Origin of the sequence: Nostoc sp. ChiQUE01b (assembly GCF_034531255.1) — a bacterium.
Classification (GTDB): domain Bacteria; phylum Cyanobacteriota; class Cyanobacteriia; order Cyanobacteriales; family Nostocaceae; genus Nostoc.
In genome coordinates, this window is sequence record NZ_JAVRBM010000015.1 from 1 (window position 1) to 25,665 (window position 25,665).

A 25,665-nucleotide genomic window follows, 5' to 3' on the forward strand; every position below is an offset into this window, starting at 1 on the left:
AATATCCCTTATTTCTATTTTTCCTCTGCCTAGAGTGACAAAAGAGGGTTAATCTGTAGCCAGATATGACCACCTTGTGCAATGCTTGCGGCTGCCCATTCTTGGAGAAGTGGCAGATCCCGTTCATCTTCAATCACAACATCGCGTGGTAAAACCAAAGCTGTTCGAGCAATCATAACATTACCGGTAATCATCAAACCGGCTCCTCCCAATGCCCATCGCTTATATAAGCGGATTATTTCTTTTGTGGGGCTGTTTTTATCGTCAGCTAACTGTTCGTTCATAGCAGCTTTAGCTATACGATTTGGCAATTCTGCCCCACAGGCTAGTTTTAAAGGTCGGTTAAGAATGGTAATATTTTTGTTCATATTTGACTCCAAATCTTGATGGGGATGGGGTGACAAAGGGAAACTTGTCCCCTTGTCCTCTTCCGTAAATCAACCCCCAACATGAATACCAGGTCGCATTTCGGGATTCTTTTCAGCCCGCCGCAGTACTTCACGGGTAACTACAGCAATGTCACCTTCACCAAACAAGATAAAACGCAATAGGTATTGTATGGGATTTCCCTCAACCCAGCCGAAGTAAGCATGGGGAATCTTACCTGTTTGGTCGCGAATGTAAAGTAGTAAAGCTGCGATCGCATTCGGTACTGCTGCACTTTCAGCCCGGAGGATGCGATAGTCACCAACTTGCACCCCTTTTACTTTGATCACATCCGCAAATTCCGAAGCATCGGATACATGAATTTCTAAAAACAGAATTGGATCGTTGGGTGGAATATGATTGTCTTCGCGTACCTCTTTCTCTTTCATAAAATACTCTAGGACATCGCCCGTATTCAGCCGATTTGCAATCAATCGTATTGTTCCCTGGCTATCTTCAGCAAAGAATTGACCAGCAAGTTCGTCAACTTCAATTCGCTCTGCTCGCAGTTCTGTTGAACGCCAAACACGAGAAACCAGCGAGGTAAAAATGATTGCAGCAATGAAAAACCCAGCAATCCTAATCCCTTCTGGTCTTTCGATGATATTGACAATAGTGGTATATACAAATAACAGTGTAATGAAGCCAAAAACGAGTCTGGCCCGCTTCTGTCGGTGACGGTGGGCTGATAAGGTGACGGCAAAGGCGGCTGAGGTGATCAATACAAGCACACCAGTTGCGTAAGCCCCACCTTGGGCTTCTACACTTGCTTTGAAGATAATTGTGACAACAAAAGCGATCGCTGTGTAGACTAACACTAAAGGTCGGGTTACTCGTGCCCAATTGGGTGCCATGCCATAGCGTGGTAGGTAGCGAGGCACGATATTTAACAGCCCTGCCATTGCAGATGCACCTGCAAACCACAAAATAGAAATAGTACTTAAATCGTAAATTGTGCCAAAGCCATTGCCTAAATACAAATGTGCTAAATAAGCAAGGGCCCGTCCGTTAGCTTTGCCCCCTGATACAAATTCTGCGGTTGGAATCAGTAGAGTGGTTATAAAGCTAGTGGTAAGCAAAAAGAAGCTCATTATCAGTGCAGCAGAGGTGAGCAGCTTGCGTGTATTCCGAATCCGCCCTTTAGGATGGTGCGGAGTGCTGTTACTGCTACCTTTAACCAGGGGCATAACGGTAACACCAGTTTCAAAACCTGACAATCCCAGCGCTAGTTTGGGGAATATAAAAAGAGAGATGCCGATTAGGATCAAAGGATTGGAATGGCGTGCAAAAAGTGCAGTTTGCCAGCTCGGAATCGTTTCTGTGTGATTTAATATCTGATACAGACCGACGCCAACGACAATGAAGTTTAACAGCAGATAAGCTCCCACCAGAACTACTGCAATCCCAATGGCTTCTCGGAAACCTCTCAAGAAAACTGCACCTAGTAATGCAATTAATATCAGGGTAACTGCGATCGCCTGATTGTGAAGCCAATTTGGTGTCAGCGGATTTTCGATGATATGAGCAGTAGCATCAGCAGCTGACAAAGTAATGGTAATAATAAAGTCAGTTGCCACAAACCCAAGTAAGCACAGTACAAGTAATTTGCCTTGCCACCAGGAAAGTAAACGCTCTAACATTGCGATCGACCCTTCACCATGAGGGCTTTCGGCAGCAATGCGCCGATAAATTGGCAATGCTCCAAAGAGCGTCAGCAAAACCAGAATCAGGGTAGCTATAGGAGAAAGAGCGCCAGCCGCCAGTGCTGCAATCCCTGGTTGATAGCCAAGGGTTGAGAAATAATCTACCCCAGTCAAGCACATCACTTGCCACCAAGAATGCTGGCGATGTGCTTCTTCTTTGCGGTAAGGCCCTTTTTTTTCTTGTCGGTTTTCTTCAAGCAACCAATGGATTAACTGGCTGCCGAGCCGTTTTGTTGAAACAATTGATTTAGCCATCAAATACGGTTGTGTTGCAAAAGTCGGCTTTGTGATTTTTTTAAGCCTTCGTGGTTTATTAAAATTTTTAACTACAAAGGTATAGCACTATTATTGTATGTTAAGCATCCTGTCCAATTTACAAAATATATAGTAGCTGCTCGTAGTCGTCTACCACATCAAGATCGTTTGCAGATTTTGGTATAGGAATAATCAATACTGCAACCGTATATTTCGGGATTAACACTTTTGCATCCTTAACACCTTTAAGCTTTATCAGTTCTAAAAAAACGCCGCTGCTAAATAAGGTATGTACACAATTAACAAATCAGCCCTAAAACAAAAGTCACTTTTAGTCATATGATGTTTATGTAAATGACCATAAAATAATTAACCTGCTAATCTATAGCTTTGTTTGTGTAGCCGCAGACTTTAGTTTGATGGAATTATGGACATATAGTCGGATACAACATATAGGCAATGTGTTAGATAGGTTCCCAGCATCATGCGAACCCATCTGCACCAACTAGACTAATTCAAATGTTTGACAATATCTGCAAATTCTTAGTTGAGAACTTCTCCAGTGATTTCGCTACATGGTTATTAGGCGAATCTATTAATTTAACAGAATTAAGTCCAAAAGAATTATCTCTCGAACCGATTCGGGCTGATGCTCTAATTCTGTTGCAGTCGGAGCAAAGCATATTGCATTTGGAATTTCAAACCCAAGTTGATCCGGAAATTCCTTTTCGGATGATTGACTATCGATTACGAGCATATCGCCGCTTTCCAGACAAAGCAATGCATCAAGTCGTAATTTACCTCAAGCAGACAAATTCAAATTTGGTGCAACAAAATACATTTACAATTCCTGGGACACGACATGAATTTGCAGTTATCAGACTTTGGGAACAACCAACTGAAGTATTTTTGAGAACACCTGGACTTTTACCTTTGGCGGTGTTAAGCAGTACAATTGATCCAGAAGTTATACTTAACGAAGTGGCACGGGAAATTAACGGTATTACAGAATTAAGAACTCAAAGTAATATTGCTGCTTCTACAGCGATTTTAGCTGGTTTAGTATTAGATAAAGAGGTTATTAAACGAGTTTTGAGGTCAGACATTATGCGCGAGTCAGCGATTTATCAAGACATTCTACAAGAAGGTAAAGCTGAAGGTAAAGCTGAAGGTAAAGCTGAAGGTAAAGCTGAAGGCAAAGCTGAAGGTAAAGCTGAAGGTAAAGCTGAAGGTAAAGCTGAAGGTAAAGCTGAAGGCAAAGCTGAAGCGTTACTCGAAGTGGCAAGAAATCTATTTAGTACTGGTATGCCATTAGAACAAATCGGCAGAGTCACAGGATTATCAATTGAGCAGTTACAGTATTTACAGGCAAGTGAGTCTCGTGAGTCCAATCAATAAATAATCGGTGCAGGTTGACTGCACCGATTACCAAGTGTCACTCGAATTGAACAAACATCCGATTGTTTCACGCCAATGCTGAAGCTTGGGGTTTGGCAAAAATCATTCTTCCTGCTGTAGTTTGCAAAGCACTGGTGACTACTACTCGCAGTTCACCACCCACATAACTGCTACCTTCTTCAACAACTACCATTGTGCCGTCATCTAGGTAGCCAATGCCTTGACTGGGTTCTTTGCCTTCCTTAAGGATTTTTAAATCCAGGTTGTCGCCAGGTAAATAACTGGGACGGACGGCATTCACTAAATCATTCACATTCAAAACAGGTACTTTCTGAACACTGGCGACTTTAGACAAGTTGTAGTCGTTGGTTAGCAGTGTGCCGCTGATTTCTTGGGCGAAGCGTACTAACTTGGCATCCACTGTGGGAATATCTTCGTAGTCAAGTGCATTAATCAGGATGCGATCGGGATAATCTTCCTTAATGCGGTTGAGAATTTCTAGTCCTCTCCTTCCCCGTACACGCTTTTGGTCTTTGCTAGCATCCGCTACTTGTTGGAGTTCTTGCAAGACAAACTGCGGTACAATAATTTGCCCTTCTAAAAACCCTGTTTCTAGTAAGGCTTCAATGCGACCATCAATAATACAGCTAGTATCTAAAACTTTGGTATTGGCTGGTTTTAATGTTCCTTCCACTACCATCGATTCAACGGTGTTGGGATTAATGAACCGCAATAAGCCTCGTCCGTGGGTGTCTGCCAAATTCATGCCAGTGACGGAGAGGATAATACTACCGACAACTGCCACTAATGGCTTAATAAATCCAAAATCCGCCGGGATAGGGAGCAAAAATAATGGGGCTAGCATCAGGTTGGCTAGTAATAGCCCAATCACTAAGCCAATGGCACGAGTTAAGATCACTTCCACAGGCATTTCTTTGACTTGTGATTCTAGGCGACGATATGTCGTCTGGAAACTCAGCCCGATCGCACCACCAATAATAGCGGCAAAGACGGCAACAACTAAGCGTAAAGCTTCTAGATTCGTTACCTGATCTAGCGTCCCATTGGGTAGTAGTTCAATGCTGTAGAACCCTATTCCCGACGCTGCTAGGATAAATGAGAAAATAATAATGGCGTCAAGCATGGTTGTCTTGTTTTCCTGCAACTGTGTTAACCGATAAAGTTAAGTATTTTTTATTTCATCGGTAAGATAAACTCATCAACATTAACTTACACTAGGGGTTTAGGCTGACAATATCTGCAATTATTATAACTAAAGGCTTTTATCTTAATATTTTTCATTGTTTCGTTGTAAAACGACAAAAACTTGTAAATAAACTACTCATTTTGTAAGAATTCAGAATCCAGAATCCAAAAGTTAGAATTAAGAAGACTTTGATACCCAAACTAATAATTTTAATAAAATCAATAAGTTATTACACGCTTAATTTTACAATTATTCTGGCTCCTGACTCTTGACTCCTGAATTGTTACCTCATTTTCATTATCTCTAATTCGCAGTTGGATTAACTTAAAACTTTTCTCAAAATGAGTCAAAAATTTAGTATTTCTGGAATTGCGAGTTCTGCTTATGTGCATATTCCCTTTTGCCGACGGCGGTGTTTTTATTGTGATTTTCCGGTGTCTGTTGTGGGCGATCGCTTGCGGGGCGAAACATCTGGTACTATCTCCCAATATGTTGAGGTGCTATGTCAAGAAATTGCTATTACACCCGCATTTGGTCAACCTCTGAAGACAATTTTCTTCGGTGGTGGTACTCCTTCGCTGCTATCAATAGAGCAGCTACAACGGATAATAAAAGAGCTAGATAAGCATTTTGGGATTGCGTTTGGGGCAGAGATTTCTATGGAAATTGACCCAGCAACCTTTGATTTAGCCCACATAGCAGGCTATCGGAGTGCAGGCGTCAACCGGGTAAGTTTGGGTGTACAAGCCTTTCAATCAGAATTATTGCAAAGGGCGGGGCGATCGCACTCAGTTGAAGATATTTTTGCAGCTGTGGAACTAATCCACCAAGTCGAGATTCCCGAATTTAGCTTAGACCTAATTTCTGGGTTGCCGCATCAGTCTTTGGATCAATGGCAAGATTCTCTCTTAAAAGCGGTAGCGATCGTACCTACTCACATTTCCATCTACGATCTTACCATCGAACCAGGTACAGCCTTTGGTCGTTACTACAAACCTGGCGATACTCCAATGCCTACGGATGAAGCCACAGTCAAAATGTACCAGATGGGGCAGCAGGTTTTGACTAGTGCAGGTTATGAGCATTATGAAATTTCCAATTATGCGCAACCTGGTCATCAGTGTCGGCATAATCGGGTTTATTGGGAAAACCGCCCTTACTATGGCTTTGGGATGGGTGCAGCGAGTTATGTTGAGGGGAGGCGGTTCACTCGTCCGCGTAAAACTAAGGAGTATTACCAGTGGGTACAAGCTGGCAGTGTAATTGATTGTGATGTGACTCCCCCAAAGGAAGTATTGTTAGAAACGTTAATGTTGGGGTTGCGTTTGGCAGAGGGTGTAAGTTTGGCGGCGTTGGTAGAGGCGTTTGGGAAAGAGAAGGTAGAGGAGATTTGCCGATGTTTGCAAGGGTATTTTGAGAAAGGTTGGGTGGAAGTTGCAGAGGGAAGGTTGCGTTTGATTGATCCCCAAGGATTTTTGTTTTCTAATGTGGTGTTAGCGGAGTTGTTTGAGAAGTTGGGGTGATGAACTACTGATGCAAAAAAATAAAGTTAGAAAAGCTGTGATTCCAGTAGCTGGTTTCGGTACTCGTTTGTTTCCAGCGACTAAAGTTGTCAAAAAAGAACTTTTCCCGATTATCGATCGAGATGGTAGGGCAAAACCTGTGATTCTCGCAATTATTGAAGAGGCAATTAGTGCTGGAATTACAGAAGTGGGGATTGTGGTGCAGCCGGATGATAAAGAAATATTTGAAGGTTTTTTGAAAAACCCGCCTAAAAAAGAACTTTTAAATAAACTTTCACCGCAAAATCAAGAATATAGTCGATATCTGGAAGATTTAGGTAGCAAAATTACTATATTATCGCAAGATGAACAATTAGGCTATGGTCATGCGGTATTTTGTGCCAAGGATTGGATACAAAATGAGCCGTTTTTACTGATGTTAGGCGACCACATTTATGCATCTGATATTGAAAAATCTTGTGCGCGTCAAGTTTTAGATGTTTATGAACAAGTTAATCAAAGCGTTGTTAGCCTAACTAAAACGCCAGCAGAAAATCTTCATACATCTGGGTGTGTAACAGGAGTTTGGCAAGAGTTAAACTCGATTCTGTCAGTTACACAACTCTATGAAAAACCTACCATTGACTATGCACAACAACATTTGCGTATACAGGGAATGGTAGAAAATGAGTTTTTATGTATATTTGGTTTGTATTTACTAACGCCGAAAATTTTTGACTTTCTAGCAGAACATATCAACCAAAACTTCCGAGAACGAGGTGAATTTCAGTTAACATCCTGTCTTGAAAAATTGCGTCAGGAAGAGGAAATGACAGGATATGTTGTTAAAGGCAAGTGTTTTGATACAGGTTTGCCAGATGCTTATCGTCAGACAATGATTGATTTTAGAAAAAAATAGATTAATCTTAGTTCAATTCGTTTGTCTGGGAGGATCTCACTTTTTAAGATGGCTCAAGCAGACAGTAATTCATTGAGGTAAGCAGAACGATGAGCAAGGACTTGAAAAATCTTGAAACTATACTGTTTAGTTTGTTTTTGGTGATAGCCTCTTGTTTGTTGTTAAAGCTGTTTTCAGGTAGATGAGTTACAAAATGCATGCAGGACTCAAAATCAGACACAAAGAATTTCTACTTCCTTCCTACTGCCTCCTTAAAAAACTACCTCAAAACTAGCGGTAGTTAGAGCCGGAAAAGATGTAGCATCCAATTGTGCAAATTTACCCCCGCAATTAATCTCAGCAAAATCATCCGCCGAACCATTAGGGTTATAAAAGAGACTACCATTTGCGCTATTATAAACAATCACCGCACTACTACTTGCAGCTAAAGTATCGTTCGTCACTGTGGCAAAGTCTGCGGAATTTAATTCAGTCGGGAAGACTGAGTTACTTAGAGCGGTAAAGGTAGATTTAGATAGTTGAATCTTGTCTTGCTCAGGAGTGAAGTCACTAATAATATCAACTCCGAGTTCCCTAATATTAAACTTTGATCCTGTTGCAAATGCAAACTTATCTGAACCAGCGCCTCCTTCTAGTAAGTCATCCCCACTATCTCCCTGTAGGTAATCGTTGCCTTTGTTCCCGATCAGAATATCTTTTCCACTACTGCCAAAAAGAATATCATCACCGTTGCCCCCCAGAAGGTTGTCGTCATCACTACCCCCATCTATTCTGTCTGCACCAAATCCACCAAAAAGGATGTCAGAACCTGCCCCTCCATCAATGTAATGATTACCAATAACACCAGAAAGCGAAATACTGTCATCACCATCCCCAGCAAAAATAACCTTATCCCCAGCCGAAAAACTCCCCCAACTAAAGGTATCGTCTCCATTGGTTGTAGTGACATCAGCACTGATCACATTTCTGGCTTGAGCAACTGCCTCTTTTATGATATCTGCAAGATTCTCACTTTGAGAACCAAGAGTCAGTACACCACCTCGACCAAGCTGGGTAACTAGTGTCTCGTAATCAACTGCAACATCACTCGTAGTTAGAAAAATTGGGATAATGTTATTTGCTTCTAGTGCAGTTTTTACTTGTTCGATCTCTGGATAATCTTCATAAGCATCAACTATACCATCTCCATTATTGGCAATAGTATCACTTGGACTAACTGCTGCCCGATCGCCGGCAACGTGATAAATACTATCGGTGGCTATTATAACAACACGAAATGAACCGACTCTATAACCAAGACTGCCACCGCTATCTAAAGCTGCATACAAGAGTGCGTCTAATTGTGATTCTGACCCATCATTGCCACCAAAAGCTTCAAAGTCAAAAATTTTGTCTTTAACTGTTGTGACATTATTTGTCAAAGCGACTTCTGCTTGATATACATAGTCAGCGTAACCCCCAAAAGGTGGAATTGGCTTATCCTTGAAAGAGGCAATACCAAATTTCAGGTCATCACCAAAGATACTTGCTAACGTCGGGTTGGTTAAGCGATTTACCGTCGCAGGAAGTACGGTTTTAAGCTGGACTAAATCCTCATTAGATGACGATGTTAAGTCTTGTAGCAGAACAATATCAGATACTAAAGTCATAGTTTTTTCCTCTGACTATTTTTATTAATGGGTTGTATTGCAAAGTGCCTGAGTAGTATTTCAGCTTGATATTAGCAGGGTTAATTGATTTAAGATAGTACTTAAACTGAAGAAAATATAATCTCTTTCAACAAATATTTGCTGTGTCCTTACTTAGGCTTGATTTTGTTTGTCTAGGGCTTGTTGTGCTGAGTTACCGAAGAAAGGCAAAGGGCAGGAGTCAGGAGGAAGAAGATATATTTTTTGCCCTCTGCCACTTTCTTTTAGAGCAAGTAAATTTATTTATTTATTTATGTTCGCGTAGCGTGTCGTTGACAAGAAAGAAGAAAATATGTATTTAGAGATGCATAGTGCATATTTACTGCCTCTCCAATGGCTAGAAGCTGAAATCTAATACCAAAATAGTTTCTTTAACCCAACACCTCATATCATGTCCGTCGAATTGACCATAATAAAAATACCCCACCCCCAACCCCTAAGAGCTTGCGGGGAGGGGAGACAAAGCGTAGCGTTGGCTCTTTGGGGTTCTGAGGGAATTAAGGGTAATTTAGCAGACATGATATCACCAGTTTGGGAAAATGTCGTTAAATCAATATTTTTTGACATTCCTCTGTGAGGTTGCTCATCTGTTGCTGTCCGTAAAAAGCCTGGAATGTATGTCTAGCAATCATTTCAGGCTTACGTTAATTCAATTTTATAATTATTAAATCCTGCTAAATACAAAATTAATTACCATTCAGTGCATATCACAGTTAGAGGCATCAATAATATTTGATATTTATGCTTCCGATGATATTTATATTAATCTAAACATTGACCATAATATAGTTTTTTATCATCATTTTTTGAATGGTCTTCATATATACGATAGTGGCAAAAGTGGTCATGAGCGCAGCCTTTTATGATAGCAGTTCCTTTTGTGCCTACTATTTCTAGACTTATTATTGCCCAATCATCGCCATCTAAATCCATGCTCCAGTAATTTTTTCCTTCAGATAATGCAACATTTTGAATTTCTCCAATTAGAGATCCGATCTCAGAACAAGATTTAATTTCTTCTATCGCCTCTTGATATTTATCAGGAAATTGTTGCATTCCCCAAAAGTGTCTTAATTGATTTGGAATAATTAACCCAGGAGACGGATTATAATCAGAAGTTTTAAATGTTATCAAAGAGATGAATATAATTATAAATATTGCAGGGGTAGCATAAAATAATCTTTTGATTTTACTAATTGGTTTACGAACTTGGAACATACAACCAATAAAAACAAATATAAGAGGAAATGTATAAAAAATTACAGTTGCAAAAGTTAGGTTGATTGTGTTTGCTATCCAAATAATTAGTTCAGTAATAACTGTATTTCTTAAATTACCTGTAACCAAGATAAATAGACCAATAAACATGGAAAATAAACCACTAAGAGCTGATTCAATTTGTGTATTTACACTTAATCTTGATATACAGCCTATAAATACCAATAAAGCTAAGATTATCGGATTGTAGTCTTTATTATTATTTTTAATTATCCAAAGTAAAATTATACTGGAAACTAGTGAAAAAAATAAGGCTATGACATAACTAAAAGGATAATCATAAGGGGATAGTAACCAGAATCCGAAAAAATAATTGAGGTTTAGTAGAGTTAATAAAGCAAGAGCTAATAAAAAAGGTAGACTCCAAATAAATATTTGGAAAGTCAGAAAAATGGCATTCATAAAATAATTGTTTTTTCGGTTAAATATTACTCTAATTGTTCAATATATTAATGATAAATTTAATAGACAACCGTATTTATTCAGAAGAATATAAAGTTTTACATATATTGACTTTGCTCTTAGCTCGACTTCTCGAAATTCAAAAATGTAGCCGCCTCAATTGTAAATTCAATAAGACTTAGGCAAAAAGCCTTTATCCCAATACGGTTCAGATAAGCTTTTTTTCTCCCCCTGCTTCCCCTGCATCCCCTGCTCCCCCTGCCTGCCTCAACGGATAAATTTCCTTAACTGAACCGTATTGGCCTTTATCCCACAGCATAATCAATATATTTTGCCAAAATTATAGTAGAAAAAGAGGAGTTAGAAATTTTACTATTAACTCCTCACTCTTAATTTTTTTAATTCGTTTGCAATGGCGCATTCAAGACTTTCTCAATGCGATCGCGCGTTTCTAATAAGTGCGCTTTGGTATATTCATCCTCCGAATTAACACCCTTGAGCTTCTCATTCAGCTGTTTTAGTTTATACCAAGCTAAAGTGCGAGCATCTTCTGGAACATTTTCTTTTCGCAATACCATACTAGTCAAAATGTCCAAATATTGACGCTGCAAGCCTCGCCGCAAACTGGCAATCTTCATTGGTTTACCTTTTGGTTTGATGACTTCCGTCCAAATATCTGATTGTAAAGTATCAAATAGTTCCGGCAGGGTCAGTGCTTTTCCTTCGGGAGTTTTGAGTTCAATATCCTTGAGACGAGAGAGGCGATCGCCTGAGAGTAAATCTCGCAACACAGAACCCTGCATCAGTAGCACCAAGTCATGAATGGGAAAATCCAAACGACCAACTTGTGGAGAACTACCCCAATGTCGCCAACGGGAAGGTGCTAATTTATTCAGTAATTCTGGTGAAAAACTGAGGGCATCTTCTGCAAATACATACTTTTGTAGCGTTTCTAAAGCTTGCCGTTGTTCTTCAACTGGCACTGGTTCAAATGGTAAACGGTGTTGGGGGACTCCAGAGACTTTCTCAGAAGGTATTTCACTGGGGTGAATGCGATAAAAAGATTGTCCACCGATGTATTTTGTGGTGTAATATACTTGCTGGAAATAGTTACCCAATACTGTACTAAAACGTTCGCTGACATCGCTGTAACTATCACCAGCCATTGGGAAACGCTTATCCAGACGTTCCCACATCACCCGCGAATTATTCAATTGCCACTGAGAATAAAGCAGCACATTACCGCTGTTATCCCAAGCATCAGCTGTGGGGTCAAGGTCATATACATCCTCATCTGTGGAATAACTCAACTCTGGCTTGTAGGATTGTGCAGCAATTTCCTGCAAAATTGGCTTTTCTGCTACAGGAGTTGATGTCTGAATTGTTGTGTAGCCGTACTTAATTGCCCATTCATCATAAGGCCCTACCATACTAGGAAAATAATCTCCTTGTTTTGTACCTTGAGGGGCAATATTTGGGGGAATATAGTCCATTACAGAAGTTGTCAGACCTTTATTTTTGGTAATTTCTGTATTATTCATCTCCTGTGGTGGTAGCAGTGTACTACCACGGAAGTTATGACGTAAACCAAGAGTATGTCCAACTTCGTGAGCGATGATTAAACGTAAATATTGATTAATATATTCTTTTATTTGGTCTGGAGTAGCCATAGTATCAGGCAGCAGTGACATCGCCAGTGAACCAAAGGCAAACTGGTTAGCAGCTTCCATGCCGTAGCATAGATCGTATTCGCCTGCCATTTTCGCTAAACGATTCAACAACCCTTGTTGCCCTTGCATCTTCTGGGGCACACCATTGTTTTTCGTATCTAAACCATTGGCGCAAAGTAGACGATTTTGCATCAAAGCTGATAAGGTAGTACGATTTTCTGTTTGGCTGGGTTGGACGATTTTGCGGTACTCATTCTTGAGTGCGCGGATAAAGCTAGCATCTACGAGAATATCTGCATCCAAAATTTCCCCTGTCAATGGGTTAACGCGGGATGGCCCCATTGCAAAGTAGCCATCGACTGTATTAATCCAGCGAATCGTGTTGTAACGAATATCTGCCGGGTCCCAGGTAGCATCATCTGGCATTTGGCGGACTTCAATTGCATCCTTGAATCCGGCTTTGAGAAAGGCTTTGTTCCACATAAGAACGCCTTCTTTCATGGCATCGCGGTATTCTAAGGGTACAGCGTTATCAATCCAGAAGACAATCGGTTTTTTGGGATGAGAAATAACTGCTTTCGGGTCTTGTTTTTCTAAATGCCAGCGATTTATGTAGCGGACAAAAGAATCGCCGCGATCGTCGTCTTTGGATAAATCTTGGTAGGCGGTGATGAAATAGCCAACGCGATCATCAGCAAGGCGCGGTCGATAATCTTGATCGGGTAGTTGGGAGAGACTGTAGTGGACGCGCAGGGTAAAGCCACGGTTGTCAGCTAGCGATGCAAAGCTTGCTACTTCACTGTTGGGTTCAACGCTACTAGAGTAATTCAAAATTGACTCGACTTCTAAGTTTTGGGGAAAGGCTTTAGCAGTACCAAAATAGGATTGGTCTGTGCTTGCGGGGACTCCTAAACTTGCAGATAATCCAGCTAAGTCTGTGAGTAACAAATCTCCCAAGTCAATGAGAATAGTTTTGCGTTCTGGATGAATGCTTTTAATGGAAATGTTGTAGAGAACAGAGTCACTAAAAGATCGCGCCAGCGATCGCACTTGCGGATCTCCCTCACGAGTGCGAAAATTCACATTGCGGATGACAAAGTGTAGTTTATCATCCACTCGTTGGAAATAAAACAAAAAATCTTGCAGAGGCATACCACTGTAAATACCTTGTTCGCCAATGCCCGATTCCAGGGTTGCCGTAGCTAGGTAATTTTTATTAAGTTGTTCTGGCTTAATTTCTAGATAAATCTTATTCTTTTCTTTATTGCGATAAAGTGTGAACAATCCCCCTGACTTTTGGGTGTTTTTAATTACTTCGTTAAATGGTTCTAAATCATCCTTCGCTGCTGGTTTAGTACTGGTATTGGGCTTTGCATCTGGTTTTTCTGGGGGTTTGGCAACTTGTAAAAATGGTTGCTGACCTGCTTGTTTCAGGTTTTTTACTATCCAAATAAACGGTTGAGGCTGTACGTGTTTATTTGGATTAACTACCCAAACTTGCCCTGATGGTAGCCGACCTTTCTGAGGATTATTGATATCCTTTAGTGATAATGCTGAAATTTGAGTTGAAGAAGTTTCTGTCAATAACTGACTATTGGATTTTTCTCCATTTTTGGCTGTAACTACATCTTTGACAACGATTTGGTTAGCTGACAAATCTGTATCAACATTGTTAAGAAACGGTGACTTAGCACTAGCTGTCGCTATCCCTAAAAACAAACTATGTAACAAAATCATATAAAAGCTTAATCTGTTCATCGCATTCATGACCTGATAACTATCTCTCGTTAATTTTTAACTTTTGCAAAGCCAAATAGCCTGCCTTTTGGCGATTCTCTCTCTAGCTGCTTTATATTAGGCAACAAACTTTCAAGTTAAATTTTAGTTGCCATTTTTCAGCTTTTTTGTGCTGTTTTAGTGTAGGATTTTTCCTAACAATTGCATCTCCCACAAACAGTAAGTATGATTTTTACATCAGACTAGTAAATTTATTGGAAAAAAGTATAACAAATTAGCCAAAGCATGGAATTACTTGGTTTTTGAAATAATTTTTAAGTTAACACTTTGTTTACATCATGAGAAGAAGCTTAAGGTTACTACAGGTGAGCAAGAAGCCGCCATCCAGGAACACCGTTGGCAAATTCATCAGAAGCAGCCCGCCGTAAACATCGCCAACTCATAATTTTTTTATTATAGTATTTATTTATACTAGTGGTTATTGGGAATGCAAAGCAAACTAGCATAGAAAAGTTTTTAATTCCAGATTATCAAAAACAGTTATTTAAATGTAACAACGGAAACAAAAATGTCAACATATTTATCTCAAGTCTGGCAAATGCTGAGAAATTATGTGAGTGGTACAAGGTTACAAGAGATGCCAAAGACCACATCGCTAGAAACTGAAGCAGTTTTACCTCTAGGGACAAATATTAAAGAATCAGACAAAAGCGTTAGATTAGCTGAAGATCATTTGCAGGAATATTTAGACTCTCCAAGACTGCAAAAAAGCTTAGAAAAATGGACAATACCAAAGAACGGTTTGACTTATCAGATAGACGATCGCACATTGGGCACTTTACCCACTGGGTTTTGCTTTCAAGTATGCGATCGCCAGATGCATGAAGAGATTTATGATTTATTGGGCAATGGTGCCCTGAAACCTGAAATAGTCAAGCAACTAATGGAATTGGTTGTGACTGGTCAAAAAATCCGCCCAAAATTGCTTTTTTGGCGGCTAGAAGATTTTTATCGTCGCTGGTGTCAGGGAGAATTTATCGATGGCACACCAGATGATAACCTGCCTCAGAAAACAAAGTTAAAGCTAGCAGCACAAAATATTGCGATCGGGTTGAGACAGATAGACATATATACAGGGCTGAACGTACTGATTTTATTATTAGAGTTACACCGTTACGCCCAAGCGCGAGATGAACTCAAACAAAAAATCACTTTCTATCCATCTGCCCAACCGGACACAGACAATTTTTTCACATCCCAACTGCTGCGGATTATCAATTATAGTGATGCCCTGGAAATTGGCAACTTTAGCAGTATAGTTGGACAATTCCTTAAAGGCGGTAACTTTCGCAATGCTTACCTCGGCGATGCCAACCTTACAGGGGCAGATTTTAGTGGTGCTGACCTAAGCCTTGCTTATCTCGGCGATGCCAACTTAACTGGCGTAAACTTCAGCGGTGCTAACCTTAGCGGTGCCAATCTCGGTGATGCCAACCTCAGCGGTGCCAACCTCAGCGGTGTTAACCTCAGTGGTGCCGACCTTAGTAGCACCAACCTCAGCGGTGCTAACCTTAGCTGTGCCAACCTTAGCCGCGCCGACCTCAACCGCGCCGACCTTAGCAATACCAACCTGAGCCGCGCCGACCTGAGCCGCGCCGACCTCAACCGTGCCGACCTTAGCAGCACTAACCTCAGCCATGCTGACCTAAGTAACGCCATCCTTTTCGGTGCAAATCTGAGTGAAGCCAATCTTAGTAGCGTCAGCTTTAGCCATGCCGACCTTTGCCGCGCCGACCTCAGTGGTGCTGATTTGAGTCACGCCATCCTCAACGGTACTAACCTTAGTGACACAATTCTTTTCAGTACCAACCTCAGCAATGCTATTCTTGCTGCCGCAGACCTCAGCTATGCCAAACTTAATGGTGCCAAACTTAACAATGCCAGACTTAACGGTGCAATGTTCTTAGGCGCTGACCTCAGCGGCGTAGACCTGAGTCAGGTGATTCTCAACGAAGCTGACCTTAGCGGCGTGATTCTCAACGACGCCGACCTCAGTGGTGCTGACCTCACTGACGCGATCCTGTTTGGCACCGACTTCAGCTATGCCAACCTTAACAGTGCTAACCTCAGTGGCAGTAACCTCAGTGGTGCTATCCTCAACGGCGCGGATCTCAGCCATAGCGACCTCAGTTACGCCATTCTCGGTGGTGCAGACCTCAGCGACGCCAATCTAGAAGAAATGATCTGGGGTAAAAAGCAGCAGTGGGAAGGTGTGCGGGGATTAGAAACAGCAGTTAATGTACCGGAGGCGTTGAAGGAAGAACTGGGACTGAATTGAGATGAGGCAAGATTTTATACTAAACTTTAAATAGCTAATACATTTATGTATAGGTTTCTCCTCCCAACTAGAAAACCCCCAGATGAATCCAGGGGCTTGGGTAATTTTGGTTGCGATCGCCTACAGTCGTTACGCGATCGCAATCTGCGGTAAATGCACTCTAAAATACTTAATTAATTACGGTGATTATTGCTATAGTGAACCCTTGTACCTGCCCACAGCAACTTCTCCCGTAGGGTCTGATAGTAGGAATTGTTTTCGCGCAAAATAATAAATTTAGCCCGACACTCTGCCATCCGGACATCAACACGGTGTCCGGGCCATATTGAAGTCCCCAACACCCCATCTGTCCACAGCTTGGTACTCAAGTCGTAATCCCCCAAAGGCCAAATACTCACCACAGAACCAGGGGGTAAAACGAGGGGGCGACTAGAAAGGCTCATTGCACAAATAGGAGTTATGGTAAGCGCCTCCATACCATCATGCATAATTGGCCCATTCGCAGAAACGGTATAACCAGTAGAACCTGTGGGAGTCGAAATTATCAACCCATCCCCGACATATTGATCGACTACCTCACCGTCGATTTCCATTTCCAAAATTGAGGTAATCATTCGGTCAGCAGAGGCGGGTTTGACACAAAATTCATTCAAAGCCAGGTAACGTTCGCTCACTGGTTCTAAATTAGACCCATGACCCTCATACACCGCAGCTTGTAACATCATCCGTCGTTGGATAGCATAGCGATCCTCAAACAGCCGATCCCAAACTTTCTCTGTATCTTGAAACTCTTCCACTGACTCAGTTAAAAACCCCAGATGACCTCCCACATTCACTCCCAGAATTGGGATGCCAGCCGGGGCTAAATGTCTAGCACCTGTTAAAACAGTACCATCGCCACCAAGTACCAAAGCGAGATCGATTGGTTGATTCGCCGAAGCCAAAAAGACAGGATAAGGATTGTCTTTCGGCCCACTAGGTCCCATCAATACCTGGCAGTGGCGATTTTCGAGTTGTTTAGCGCACATTTCTGCCCATTGTTTACTCCGGGCATCCCGCGCTTTATAAGCAATGATTACCTGCTTGAGTTGCACGCACAATTACCACTTCAGGAGATTAAACTGCTCCATATCGACGGTATCGCGGTTGCGATAAATGGCGAGCACGATCGCTAAACCCACCGCCGCCTCGGCTGCGGCCACGGTAATCACAAATACTGTGAAAACCTGACCCTTAATTAATGTTGAGTCGAGGAAGTTGGAAAATGCCATTAAATTCAGATTAACAGCATTCAGCAGTAACTCAATTGACATCAGCACCCGCACAGCGTTGCGGCTGGTAATTAAACCGTAGATACCGATGCAGAATAAAGCTGCTGCTAGTAATAAAAAGTACTGGAGTTGCATTAATCTAAGTATCCCTCCTGAAAAAACTGGCTCAAGTTTTACTCTTTGGTTTCGCTGGTTGTTGATACTAGTTCTCTGGGGCGTTCTTGCAAAGTCAAAACAGTTTGCCCCAGTTTGGATGGTGTCAACAGGTCTGGCAAATACTCGCGGCGTGCCAAAATAATTGCTCCTACCATTGCTATCAACAGCAAAATGGAAGCTAGTTCAAAAGGCAGTAAAAAGTCAGTGAAGAAATGTTCTCCAATTAAAACTATAGAACTTTCACCACCCACCACAGGAGCAGTTGAGTAGGCCCAAGGAGTAGCCAGTACCATCGTACTTAAAAGACCAAACAATCCGACACTGACTATACCCGTAAGTGCTTTTCGCACCCAAGAGTTAGGAAATGCTACAAAATTCTGCCGCTTGTTCACTAACATAATGGCAAACAAAATCAGCACGTTAACCGCCCCAACGTAAATTAGTATTTGTGCAGCCGCCACAAAATCAGCATTTAGCAACAGGTACATTCCCGCTATGCTGATGAACACACCTCCCAGCAAAAAGGCAGAATAGACGATGTTGGAGAACAGCACCACACCAATGGCTGCCCCAATCATCATCACGCCCAGTATGCCAAGTGATACTAACTGTACTCCTTCTGCTAGATTCACTGTTTTTTGTCCTTAGTCAATTGTCATTGGTCATTGGTCATTAGTCATTGGTCATTGGTCATTGGTCATTGGTCAAATAACAAAGGACAATGGACAAATGACAAATGACATTTATTTTTCTGTTTGTTCTACCAAGTCTTCTGGACGCGCACCTGCACGTGGCGCATCTGCGGGCAGTCCGTGAGGTTCGAGGACGCCTTTGGGTAGGTAAACTAGTTCGCGCAGTGGTGTAACCATTGGATCATCTGTTACCTTATAGGGCAGACGACCTAGCGCCACGCTGTCATAGTTCAATTCATGGCGATCGTAAGTGGAAAGCTCATATTCTTCTGTCATAGATAGACAGTTAGTGGGGCAAAATTCCACACAATTACCGCAAAAGATACAAACTCCAAAGTCAATGCTGTAGTGGTTGAGTTTTTTCTTTTTGCTGGCTTTGTCGAATTCCCAATCTACTACAGGTAGGTTAATTGGACAAACGCGAACGCAAACTTCGCAAGCGATGCACTTATCAAATTCAAAGTGAATCCTACCGCGAAACCGTTCGCCAGGAATTAGTTTCTCGTAAGGGTACTGTACGGTAATCGGACGCCGTCGCATGTGGTCGAAGGTGACAGAAAGTCCCTGACCAATGTAACGCGCAGCTTGTACCGTTTCTTTGGCGTAATCACCAACTTGTTTTAGGAACTTGAGCATTTTGTGTCTCTCTCTTCAGGTGATAAAAGTTAGGAGTGAGGAGTGAGGAGTTAGGAGTGAGGAGCTAGGAGTGAGGAATGAGGAGTTAATTAAAAACTCATAACTCATAACTCATAACTCATAACTCATAACTTATAACTCCTAACTCTCTCATTACCCGCCGAAGGCGAAGGGAAAGGCTAGTTTTAGGGCGGCGGTTAATAGCAGATTAACTAAACCAACTGGCAACAAAAACTTCCATCCTAAATCTAACAGTTGGTCAATCCGTACCCGTGGCACTGTCCAGCGCAACAGGATGGCGACAAACACTAGTAAATAGGCTTTGAACACGGTCATGGTGATACCCAAAGCCGCAGTTACTATCTGGAACACGGGATTTACTTCACTGACTCCCAGCCAACCAGCGATGAGATTAAGGGGAAGGGGAAAGTCCCAACCGCCCAGGTAGAGAATTGCTACTAGTAACGAAGAAAGGATCAAGTTAACGTAGGAACCCAGGTAGAACAGACCAAATTTCATACCTGAGTATTCAGTCTGATAGCCGGCGACGATTTCTTCTTCCGCTTCGGGTAAGTCAAAGGGTAATCGTTCGCATTCAGCGAGGGCGGCTATCCAAAAGATCAGAAAACCGATTGGTTGTCGCCAAATGTTCCAGCCCAGAATGCCGTAGCCAGACTGCTGATTGACAATATCAACGGTGTCGAGGCTATTAGACATCATAGCGATCGCTAACACCGCCAGCGCCAAAGGAATTTCATAACTAATAGATTGCGCTGCTGCCCGCAAGCCCCCTAAGAGGGAGTATTTGTTATTAGATGCATAGCCCGCCATCAGCAAGCCAATGGGTTGAATGCTTGACAAGGCAATCCACAAGAATACGCCCATGCCCACATTGCTAATTACGATATTCTGTCCAAAGGGCACAATCAGGAACGACAGAAACACCGGAATTACAACAATAATTGGGCCAAGGGTAAACAGCCAGGGGTCAGACTTGGCTGGTACTATATCTTCTTTAAATACCAGCTTCAGACCATCCGCTACAGGTACTAGCAACCCAAAAGGCCCCTGGTATTCTGGCCCAATTCGCTGCTGTGCGGAGGCAGAAATTTTCCGTTCTAGCCAAGTAGCAACTAATACTCCTACTGTCGCCCCAATCAGCATCAGTATCATTGGCAGCGGCATCCAAATCGCTTTGGCTGTTCCTGCTGGTATACCTAAATCCCGGAGGGATTCAATAAAAGTTCCTTGGAGGTCAATTCCTGAATTCATGTTTGGTGCTCTTTAAGACATCGAGTCATGGTAACTTACAACTATTAGTTAAATTAATACCTGTAAATTCATCCATTTTTAATTTTTGCTGTGATGACGCCCGATTGAAGATTTGTTCCCAATTCCCATGCCTAGTATATCGTTGGATGGTTTGCCCATCCTGAAGCGAGATGAGAACTTCTACTTATGGTTGGCATTGAGATTAGCGGGAGATGGGGGGAGATGGGGGAGATGGGGGAGATAGGGGAGATGAGGGGGACAAGGGGATAAGGTGACTTAAGTCAGAACTTGCAACAAGTTTTTCCCCTTGTCCCCAATTCTCCTTGTTCCCTTATCCTCTTCCCCATGCCCCATGCCCCATGCCGCTCAGGAGTGCTGAGTGCTGTTAGCGGAAGCGGGGCGTTTAGCCCGTGCTGAGTGGGGAATCTCACTTCTTTACTCTTTACTCAGCACTCGGAACTCGAAACTCGGAACTGTTTTGCCCCATACCCAATGCCCCATGCCCAATCCCCATTTACCGTCGGTCAATGGGGGTATAAGTAACTTCGTGATGACCGTTGTAAACCTGGGTAGGACGGAAAATCCGGTTTTCTGCTAGTTGTTCTTTCCAGTGCGCTAGCCAACCGGCAACACGAGCGATCGCAAATATTGGCGTAAACAAGTCTGTGGGAATACCCATTTTTCTATACACCAAACCGGAGTAAAAGTCAATATTGGGATAAATTCCCTTACTACCGAGTTTTTCCTCTACCACTCGTTCCATTTCTTGAGCAATATCATAGAACTTGTCATGGCCAAACTTCTCAAACAATTGCTCTGCAAGTCCTTGTAAAATTGTGGCTCGTGGGTCTTTAACTTTATAGACACGATGTCCAAAGCCCATAATCTTAGATTTAGTTTCCAGACAATGCTCTATGTAGGGACGGACATTTTCCACAGAGCCAATTTTTTCCAACATCTGAATTACTTCTTCATTGGCTCCACCATGCAAAGGCCCACCCAAAGTGCCCACAGCACTAGCAACCACAGCATAAGGATCGGTCAAGGTGGAAGCTGTCACCCTGGCACTGAATGTGGAAGCATTCATTGTATGCTCGACCTGAAGTATCAAGCAGATATCAAAAACTCGCGCCATCAGAGGATCGGGTTCTTTCTCATCGAGCATGTATAGAAAGTTGGCGGAGTAGTCTAAGTCATCACGGGGACGTACCGGGTCATTGCCTTTTCGCATCAGTTGGAACGCCGCCACCATTGTGGGAATGGTTGCTATCAGGCGCACCACTGAATCTCGAATGTAGACAGGATTATGTAAATCGCGGAGCGAGTAAAACAAGCCTAAAGCAGCAGCGGAGGCTTGCAAGGCATCCATTGGATGACCGCTTTCTGGAAAGCATTTCATCATGTCCCGAATGCGGTATTTTATCCGCCGGTGGTAACGAACTTCATGTTCAAATGTTTCCAGTTCTTCTTTGCTTGGAAGTTCGCCCCAGATTAAGAGATAAGCAGTTTCTAGGAATGTACTTTTTTCTGCTAGTTCTTCAATCCGAATGCCACGATATTCTAGTATTCCCTTTTGCCCATCAACATAGCTGATACTTGATTGAGCGGCGGGAATGCCTTCTAAACCAGGCTTGTATTCGCACACCATCATGGCAACACCATTCGCTTTGTGAAATATCTGATCAAGCTAACTTACCAGAAATTTATTGCTGCCATAACAGTAGCCGTTCTAACAACAATCGAAAATGTTGAAAAACTGTTATAGCAGGTACTTGGGTGGGGTCAACCAAAACATCTGACTACGACCCAGAGCAGAACCTGTTTCTGGTAGTTTTATCCCAATCATACCTGCTTTTTTCAAGACTAAGCTTGCTTTGACTTCCCCCCACAGGAGAATCTCTGCCCATTTGGTCAAATCAGGTTCGTGTCCAACGAGCGCCAGTTGGGTATTTTGGGAATAATTCCTCGGTTCTAAACAGTCTTTTAGCCAACTAGAAATTTGACCGTCGTGGGCGAGGTGGCTAGATTCCTCTAACTGGGAGCTTAGTTTTTCTGCTATCAGGATTTCAGCCGTTTGGCGGGCCCGCACTAAGGGACTGGTGAGAATTAAATCAAAGTTTAAACCTAATTTAACAAGTTTCTGAGCAACTTTTTCGGTTTTTTGCCTTCCTTCTTTGGTAAGGCTGCGTTCCTCATCCTTGATGCCTAATCCCTTGTCTTCGGCGATGCCATGACGAATTAAGTATAGTTCCATACTTTGTATTATGAGTGATCAGTTAGGCTGCTCTTAGGCAATGTTAGAACGCTATCCACTACTTAGCAATCTGTCATACTCTGGATGCGATCCAATCCAAAACCATACAAAATTCTCATCTTCTTTTACAGCAAGCGCCCGATAATATATACCAATACGCACTGACCAAAACTGACCAACTTTTTTGAAATGCAATGATGGATATTTGGGATCTTCTTGAAGAAACTCGTAACATCGATCGGCAAGTTCTTGGATATCAATTGGTAACTGGCGATAGTAATACCAAAAATCTGGGGTTGCTCGATGTTTCACAGATCAGTACAACGCCCTTCTCGGAGATGTTTGAGTGCTTTCTCTGCCAATACATCTAACCGACCAGCAGCCACATCTTCTTCAATCTGTTTATCCCAGGCTGCTGCATCGAATTCTGCAAACCAGACACGAAAAGCCGCGAGTTCCTCTGATGAAAGTTGACTAACAGTAAGTTGGACTTCGTTTAAGCTACTCATAATCTAGGTAAATCAAGCTTGTCACTTTTTAACTTAAATATACTATTATCTATCTATCAATAAAATTTTTTGTTTACTTTCAGAATTTCTAATCCAATATCAAGTCTACTGTGACACCAGTTTGCATTTTCTGGAGGCCAGTTTAAATCCTCAATAAGATATTGTTTTATTAACTCACTATTTATCTTTTTTTTACAATAACGTGAAGCAGCACAAATAAAGCAATCGAGGCGTTCAATATCATTAGGGTGATAGCTTTGCGGACTAAATCTCAGGTATCTTTCAAAAGAATCTCTTGTTTTTGAAGATGAAATTATTTCATTTAATCCAATATCTTCATTTGATAATTTAATAGAGATATTACTAAACTGACCAGAACTAAGAAAAGCCTGAAAATCTTGTTTAAATCGTCTTAATAAATTATTGTATTCTAGCATTAATATATGACCGCGTTGCGAATTAAAAATATTTGCTATCGAATAAAAATCATCTTTTATCTTAGTAACAAGAAATAATGGTTTGTGGGAATTATCGTCTAAAAATAAAATTGTTAGCCATATGTATGTTAGACACTATTTTGCATATAAGTACTCAGTTTGTAAATAACGCCTGCAATGGAAACTTATTTCGCACCATGCGATTTTTGATGGTTTAGTAAGCCAAGATTAAAGTTACTCGTCAAGGGCATTGGGCATAAGTCATAAAAAGCAGAGGGAAAGAGGTAATTTTTTCTCTCCCTGTCCCTGCTCCCTCATCCTTTCAAGGGTAAGTTTTTTAAAATCTCAAAAATAATTGAGAAAATTATCAACTCTTTAACGTAGTTTGGTCGTTTCAGGATTTAAGTATTGGCTGAAATAGTCAAAAAATAACCAAATGCAAAATACCTACCCTTGTGAGGCTCCCTCACCTTCCTCTACTCCGACTGAATTGGATTATCTCTGGGATTAACTAACCTCAGCAGTTTTTGCTTAATTTGAGCGTCGAATACTTCCCATTTCATTTTCGCATAAGCGGAATTTTCGTTACTGCCAGATAAGAAGCCCATCGGAATTTCAAAGCCACCTGCGCTTGTCCTTCCACCGCCAAAAAAGCGCCCTGTGCTATCTTGCCCAAAAGCTTCTTTGATGAATTCATCAGGGTCAAGGGTAAGTTTGCTGGTTCTCAGGGAGCCAATGACTATTTCCAGTTCATCATCTTCATCGTGAACAATACCGTAAACTACGGCAGTGTGGACGTTTTCTTCCGTGACGAGAAAATCAGCCGCTTGGGGGATGGCGTCACGGTCTTCGTAGCGTAAGTAACCAACACCAGCAATGGAAAAGTTATTTTGGACGATGCGGTTTTTTAGCGATCGCTCGATCACATCCATTACCCGCTTGGAACGGTTCGCCTGTAAAATGGCATTCAGCAGTTGGGCGTCATAAAATCGGCTTAAATACGCCGCTGCCATAAAGTCTTCTTCTTGCGCTTGCATGAGCCGATTTGTATCCGATCGCAAGCCATGCATCAAGGCAGTAGCGCATTTAACATGTTGATTTATGCTGCTATCTAATGCAAGTAATCCTGTTTGGAGGTATTGAGTAAAAATTGTTGCTGTCGCTCTTACATAAGGACGGATATCCTCAAACTCTGATTGCAGATCGCCTTGGATGCTGTGATGATCGATGAGTACTACTAGAGGAATTCCAGCCTGCTGTACTGCTGAAAGTAGCTGTGAAGTGGTTCCCTGGTTATCAATTAAAACAAAACCTTGATAAGATGACAAATCTTTTGTTTTCAAGATTTGCGTTGTCCAGCGCTGGACAGGTAAATTAGTCAGCCTTACCAACGCAATATTTTCTTGATGGCTCAATGCGCCAGCATAAATGATTTCACATTTGATATCATATTGCTGGGCAATTAACTGATAAGCCCAGGCACAGGAAAGGGCATCAGGGTCAGGAAAATCTTGCAGAATTACCAGTTGGCGATCGTGTCGGTGTGCCAAAAGGTTTTTTTGCAGTTCTTCTGACTTTTGTTGTGCCAGAGAATTACCACGCTGACTAAGATATGTAGCCCCATCACCTACCGATGGCGGTAATGACGGACTCTTAAATGCAACTTCCACTGGCGCTTTCTCGATTTCAGATTCCTCTGGGTTTGGCTCTGTAGTCAATGACAAACTCTCAAACTGAGTAACGGGAGAATTAAAGTACATAGGGAACTTTTTGAAAGTGTGAGGCTCCTTTAATTCAGAAATACTACCAGCAGCAATTCCCTGAATTTAGCCACATTATTATGATCTTCGCAAAAATCTTAAGACATTGCACTATACATCTAAGTATATTTCTTGTCAGTAACAGCGCTCAACAA

At 41.9% G+C, this 25,665-nt stretch carries 20 protein-coding genes and 3 pseudogenes; 5 read left to right on the top strand and 18 right to left on the bottom strand.

Going from position 1 to position 25,665, the window contains the following annotated elements; genetic code table 11:
- Positions 1–29 precede the first annotated feature (29 nt).
- A complete protein-coding gene (locus RMY63_RS12340) occupies positions 30–368 on the bottom strand; it encodes a hypothetical protein (RefSeq protein ID WP_322728977.1) in 339 nt (112 codons plus the stop codon).
- 69 nt (positions 369–437) lie between these two features.
- The gene (locus RMY63_RS12345; RefSeq protein WP_322728978.1) at positions 438–2,384 is read right to left on the bottom strand and encodes an amino acid transporter; all 1,947 of its coding nucleotides are present in this window, start codon (positions 2,382–2,384) and stop codon (positions 438–440) included.
- Between the two features lie 519 nt (positions 2,385–2,903).
- Here RMY63_RS12345 and RMY63_RS12350 point away from each other — a divergent pair.
- Complete coding sequence (locus tag RMY63_RS12350) at positions 2,904–3,782, top strand: Rpn family recombination-promoting nuclease/putative transposase (protein WP_322728979.1); 879 nt, start codon at positions 2,904–2,906, stop codon at positions 3,780–3,782.
- A 67-nt stretch (positions 3,783–3,849) separates the two neighbouring features.
- Here the strand turns inward: RMY63_RS12350 and RMY63_RS12355 are convergent, their stop codons facing one another.
- Positions 3,850–4,926 carry a PIN/TRAM domain-containing protein gene (locus tag RMY63_RS12355; RefSeq protein ID WP_322728980.1) on the bottom strand — a complete coding sequence of 359 codons (1,077 nt, stop codon included), beginning with the start codon at positions 4,924–4,926 and terminating at the stop codon, positions 3,850–3,852.
- 404 nt (positions 4,927–5,330) lie between these two features.
- Here RMY63_RS12355 and hemW point away from each other — a divergent pair, with 404 nt between their 5' ends.
- Positions 5,331–6,512: a radical SAM family heme chaperone HemW gene (gene hemW, locus RMY63_RS12360; RefSeq protein ID WP_322728981.1), complete on the top strand. Its 1,182-nt coding sequence runs from the start codon at positions 5,331–5,333 to the stop codon at positions 6,510–6,512.
- 10 nt (positions 6,513–6,522) lie between these two features.
- Positions 6,523–7,410: a UTP--glucose-1-phosphate uridylyltransferase gene (locus tag RMY63_RS12365; RefSeq protein ID WP_322728982.1), complete on the top strand. Its 888-nt coding sequence runs from the start codon at positions 6,523–6,525 to the stop codon at positions 7,408–7,410.
- A 251-nt stretch (positions 7,411–7,661) separates the two neighbouring features.
- Here the strand turns inward: RMY63_RS12365 and RMY63_RS12370 are convergent, their stop codons facing one another.
- From RMY63_RS12370 to RMY63_RS12380, 3 genes are all read right to left on the bottom strand, one after another.
- Positions 7,662–9,059, bottom strand: coding sequence for a hypothetical protein (locus tag RMY63_RS12370; RefSeq protein ID WP_322728983.1), 1,398 nt, complete (start codon positions 9,057–9,059; stop codon positions 7,662–7,664).
- Between the two features lie 801 nt (positions 9,060–9,860).
- Positions 9,861–10,778: a hypothetical protein gene (locus RMY63_RS12375; RefSeq protein WP_322728984.1), complete on the bottom strand. Its 918-nt coding sequence runs from the start codon at positions 10,776–10,778 to the stop codon at positions 9,861–9,863.
- Positions 10,779–11,176: 398 nt separating this feature from the next.
- A complete protein-coding gene (locus RMY63_RS12380; RefSeq protein WP_322728985.1) occupies positions 11,177–14,206 on the bottom strand; it encodes a zinc-dependent metalloprotease in 3,030 nt (1,009 codons plus the stop codon).
- A 922-nt stretch (positions 14,207–15,128) separates the two neighbouring features.
- Between RMY63_RS12380 and RMY63_RS41770 the strand changes: the two are divergent.
- A pseudogene (locus tag RMY63_RS41770) lies at positions 15,129–15,854 on the top strand (pentapeptide repeat-containing protein); the annotation flags it as partial.
- Here the strand turns inward: RMY63_RS41770 and RMY63_RS41775 are convergent.
- Positions 15,809–15,904, bottom strand: a pseudogene (locus tag RMY63_RS41775) (hypothetical protein); the annotation flags it as partial. The pseudogenes RMY63_RS41770 and RMY63_RS41775 overlap by 46 nt on opposite strands.
- Between RMY63_RS41775 and RMY63_RS41780 the strand changes: the two are divergent.
- A pseudogene (locus RMY63_RS41780) lies at positions 15,885–16,523 on the top strand (pentapeptide repeat-containing protein); the annotation flags it as partial. The pseudogenes RMY63_RS41775 and RMY63_RS41780 overlap by 20 nt on opposite strands.
- Positions 16,524–16,696: 173 nt before the next feature.
- Here the strand turns inward: RMY63_RS41780 and RMY63_RS12390 are convergent.
- From RMY63_RS12390 to RMY63_RS12440, 11 genes are all read right to left on the bottom strand, one after another.
- Positions 16,697–17,617, bottom strand: a complete 921-nt coding sequence (locus RMY63_RS12390; RefSeq protein ID WP_322728987.1) for an NAD(+) kinase — start codon at positions 17,615–17,617, stop codon at positions 16,697–16,699.
- Between the two features lie 6 nt (positions 17,618–17,623).
- Complete coding sequence (gene nuoK, locus RMY63_RS12395) at positions 17,624–17,929, bottom strand: NADH-quinone oxidoreductase subunit NuoK (RefSeq protein WP_006199065.1); 306 nt, start codon at positions 17,927–17,929, stop codon at positions 17,624–17,626.
- Positions 17,930–17,967: 38 nt separating this feature from the next.
- A complete protein-coding gene (locus RMY63_RS12400) occupies positions 17,968–18,582 on the bottom strand; it encodes an NADH-quinone oxidoreductase subunit J (protein WP_322728988.1) in 615 nt (204 codons plus the stop codon).
- Positions 18,583–18,693: 111 nt separating this feature from the next.
- Positions 18,694–19,278 (bottom strand): NAD(P)H-quinone oxidoreductase subunit I, encoded by a 585-nt coding sequence (ndhI, locus tag RMY63_RS12405; protein ID WP_190890175.1) that lies wholly within the window; start codon positions 19,276–19,278, stop codon positions 18,694–18,696.
- A 153-nt stretch (positions 19,279–19,431) separates the two neighbouring features.
- Complete coding sequence (gene nuoH / locus RMY63_RS12410) at positions 19,432–20,550, bottom strand: NADH-quinone oxidoreductase subunit NuoH (RefSeq protein ID WP_322728989.1); 1,119 nt, start codon at positions 20,548–20,550, stop codon at positions 19,432–19,434.
- 514 nt (positions 20,551–21,064) lie between these two features.
- Positions 21,065–22,201 carry a citrate synthase gene (locus RMY63_RS12415; RefSeq protein ID WP_322728990.1) on the bottom strand — a complete coding sequence of 379 codons (1,137 nt, stop codon included), beginning with the start codon at positions 22,199–22,201 and terminating at the stop codon, positions 21,065–21,067.
- Positions 22,202–22,309: 108 nt separating this feature from the next.
- The gene (gene sixA, locus RMY63_RS12420; RefSeq protein WP_322728991.1) at positions 22,310–22,804 is read right to left on the bottom strand and encodes a phosphohistidine phosphatase SixA; all 495 of its coding nucleotides are present in this window, start codon (positions 22,802–22,804) and stop codon (positions 22,310–22,312) included.
- 51 nt (positions 22,805–22,855) lie between these two features.
- Positions 22,856–23,116 carry a hypothetical protein gene (locus RMY63_RS12425; protein ID WP_322728992.1) on the bottom strand — a complete coding sequence of 87 codons (261 nt, stop codon included), beginning with the start codon at positions 23,114–23,116 and terminating at the stop codon, positions 22,856–22,858.
- Positions 23,113–23,313: a hypothetical protein gene (locus tag RMY63_RS12430; RefSeq protein ID WP_322728993.1), complete on the bottom strand. Its 201-nt coding sequence runs from the start codon at positions 23,311–23,313 to the stop codon at positions 23,113–23,115. Before RMY63_RS12430 ends, RMY63_RS12425 begins: the two co-directional genes overlap by 4 nt.
- Positions 23,314–23,369: 56 nt before the next feature.
- Positions 23,370–23,750 carry a hypothetical protein gene (locus tag RMY63_RS12435; protein WP_322728994.1) on the bottom strand — a complete coding sequence of 127 codons (381 nt, stop codon included), beginning with the start codon at positions 23,748–23,750 and terminating at the stop codon, positions 23,370–23,372.
- A 476-nt stretch (positions 23,751–24,226) separates the two neighbouring features.
- Positions 24,227–25,510, bottom strand: coding sequence for a bifunctional oligoribonuclease/PAP phosphatase NrnA (locus RMY63_RS12440; RefSeq protein ID WP_322728995.1), 1,284 nt, complete (start codon positions 25,508–25,510; stop codon positions 24,227–24,229).
- Positions 25,511–25,665 lie beyond the last annotated feature (155 nt).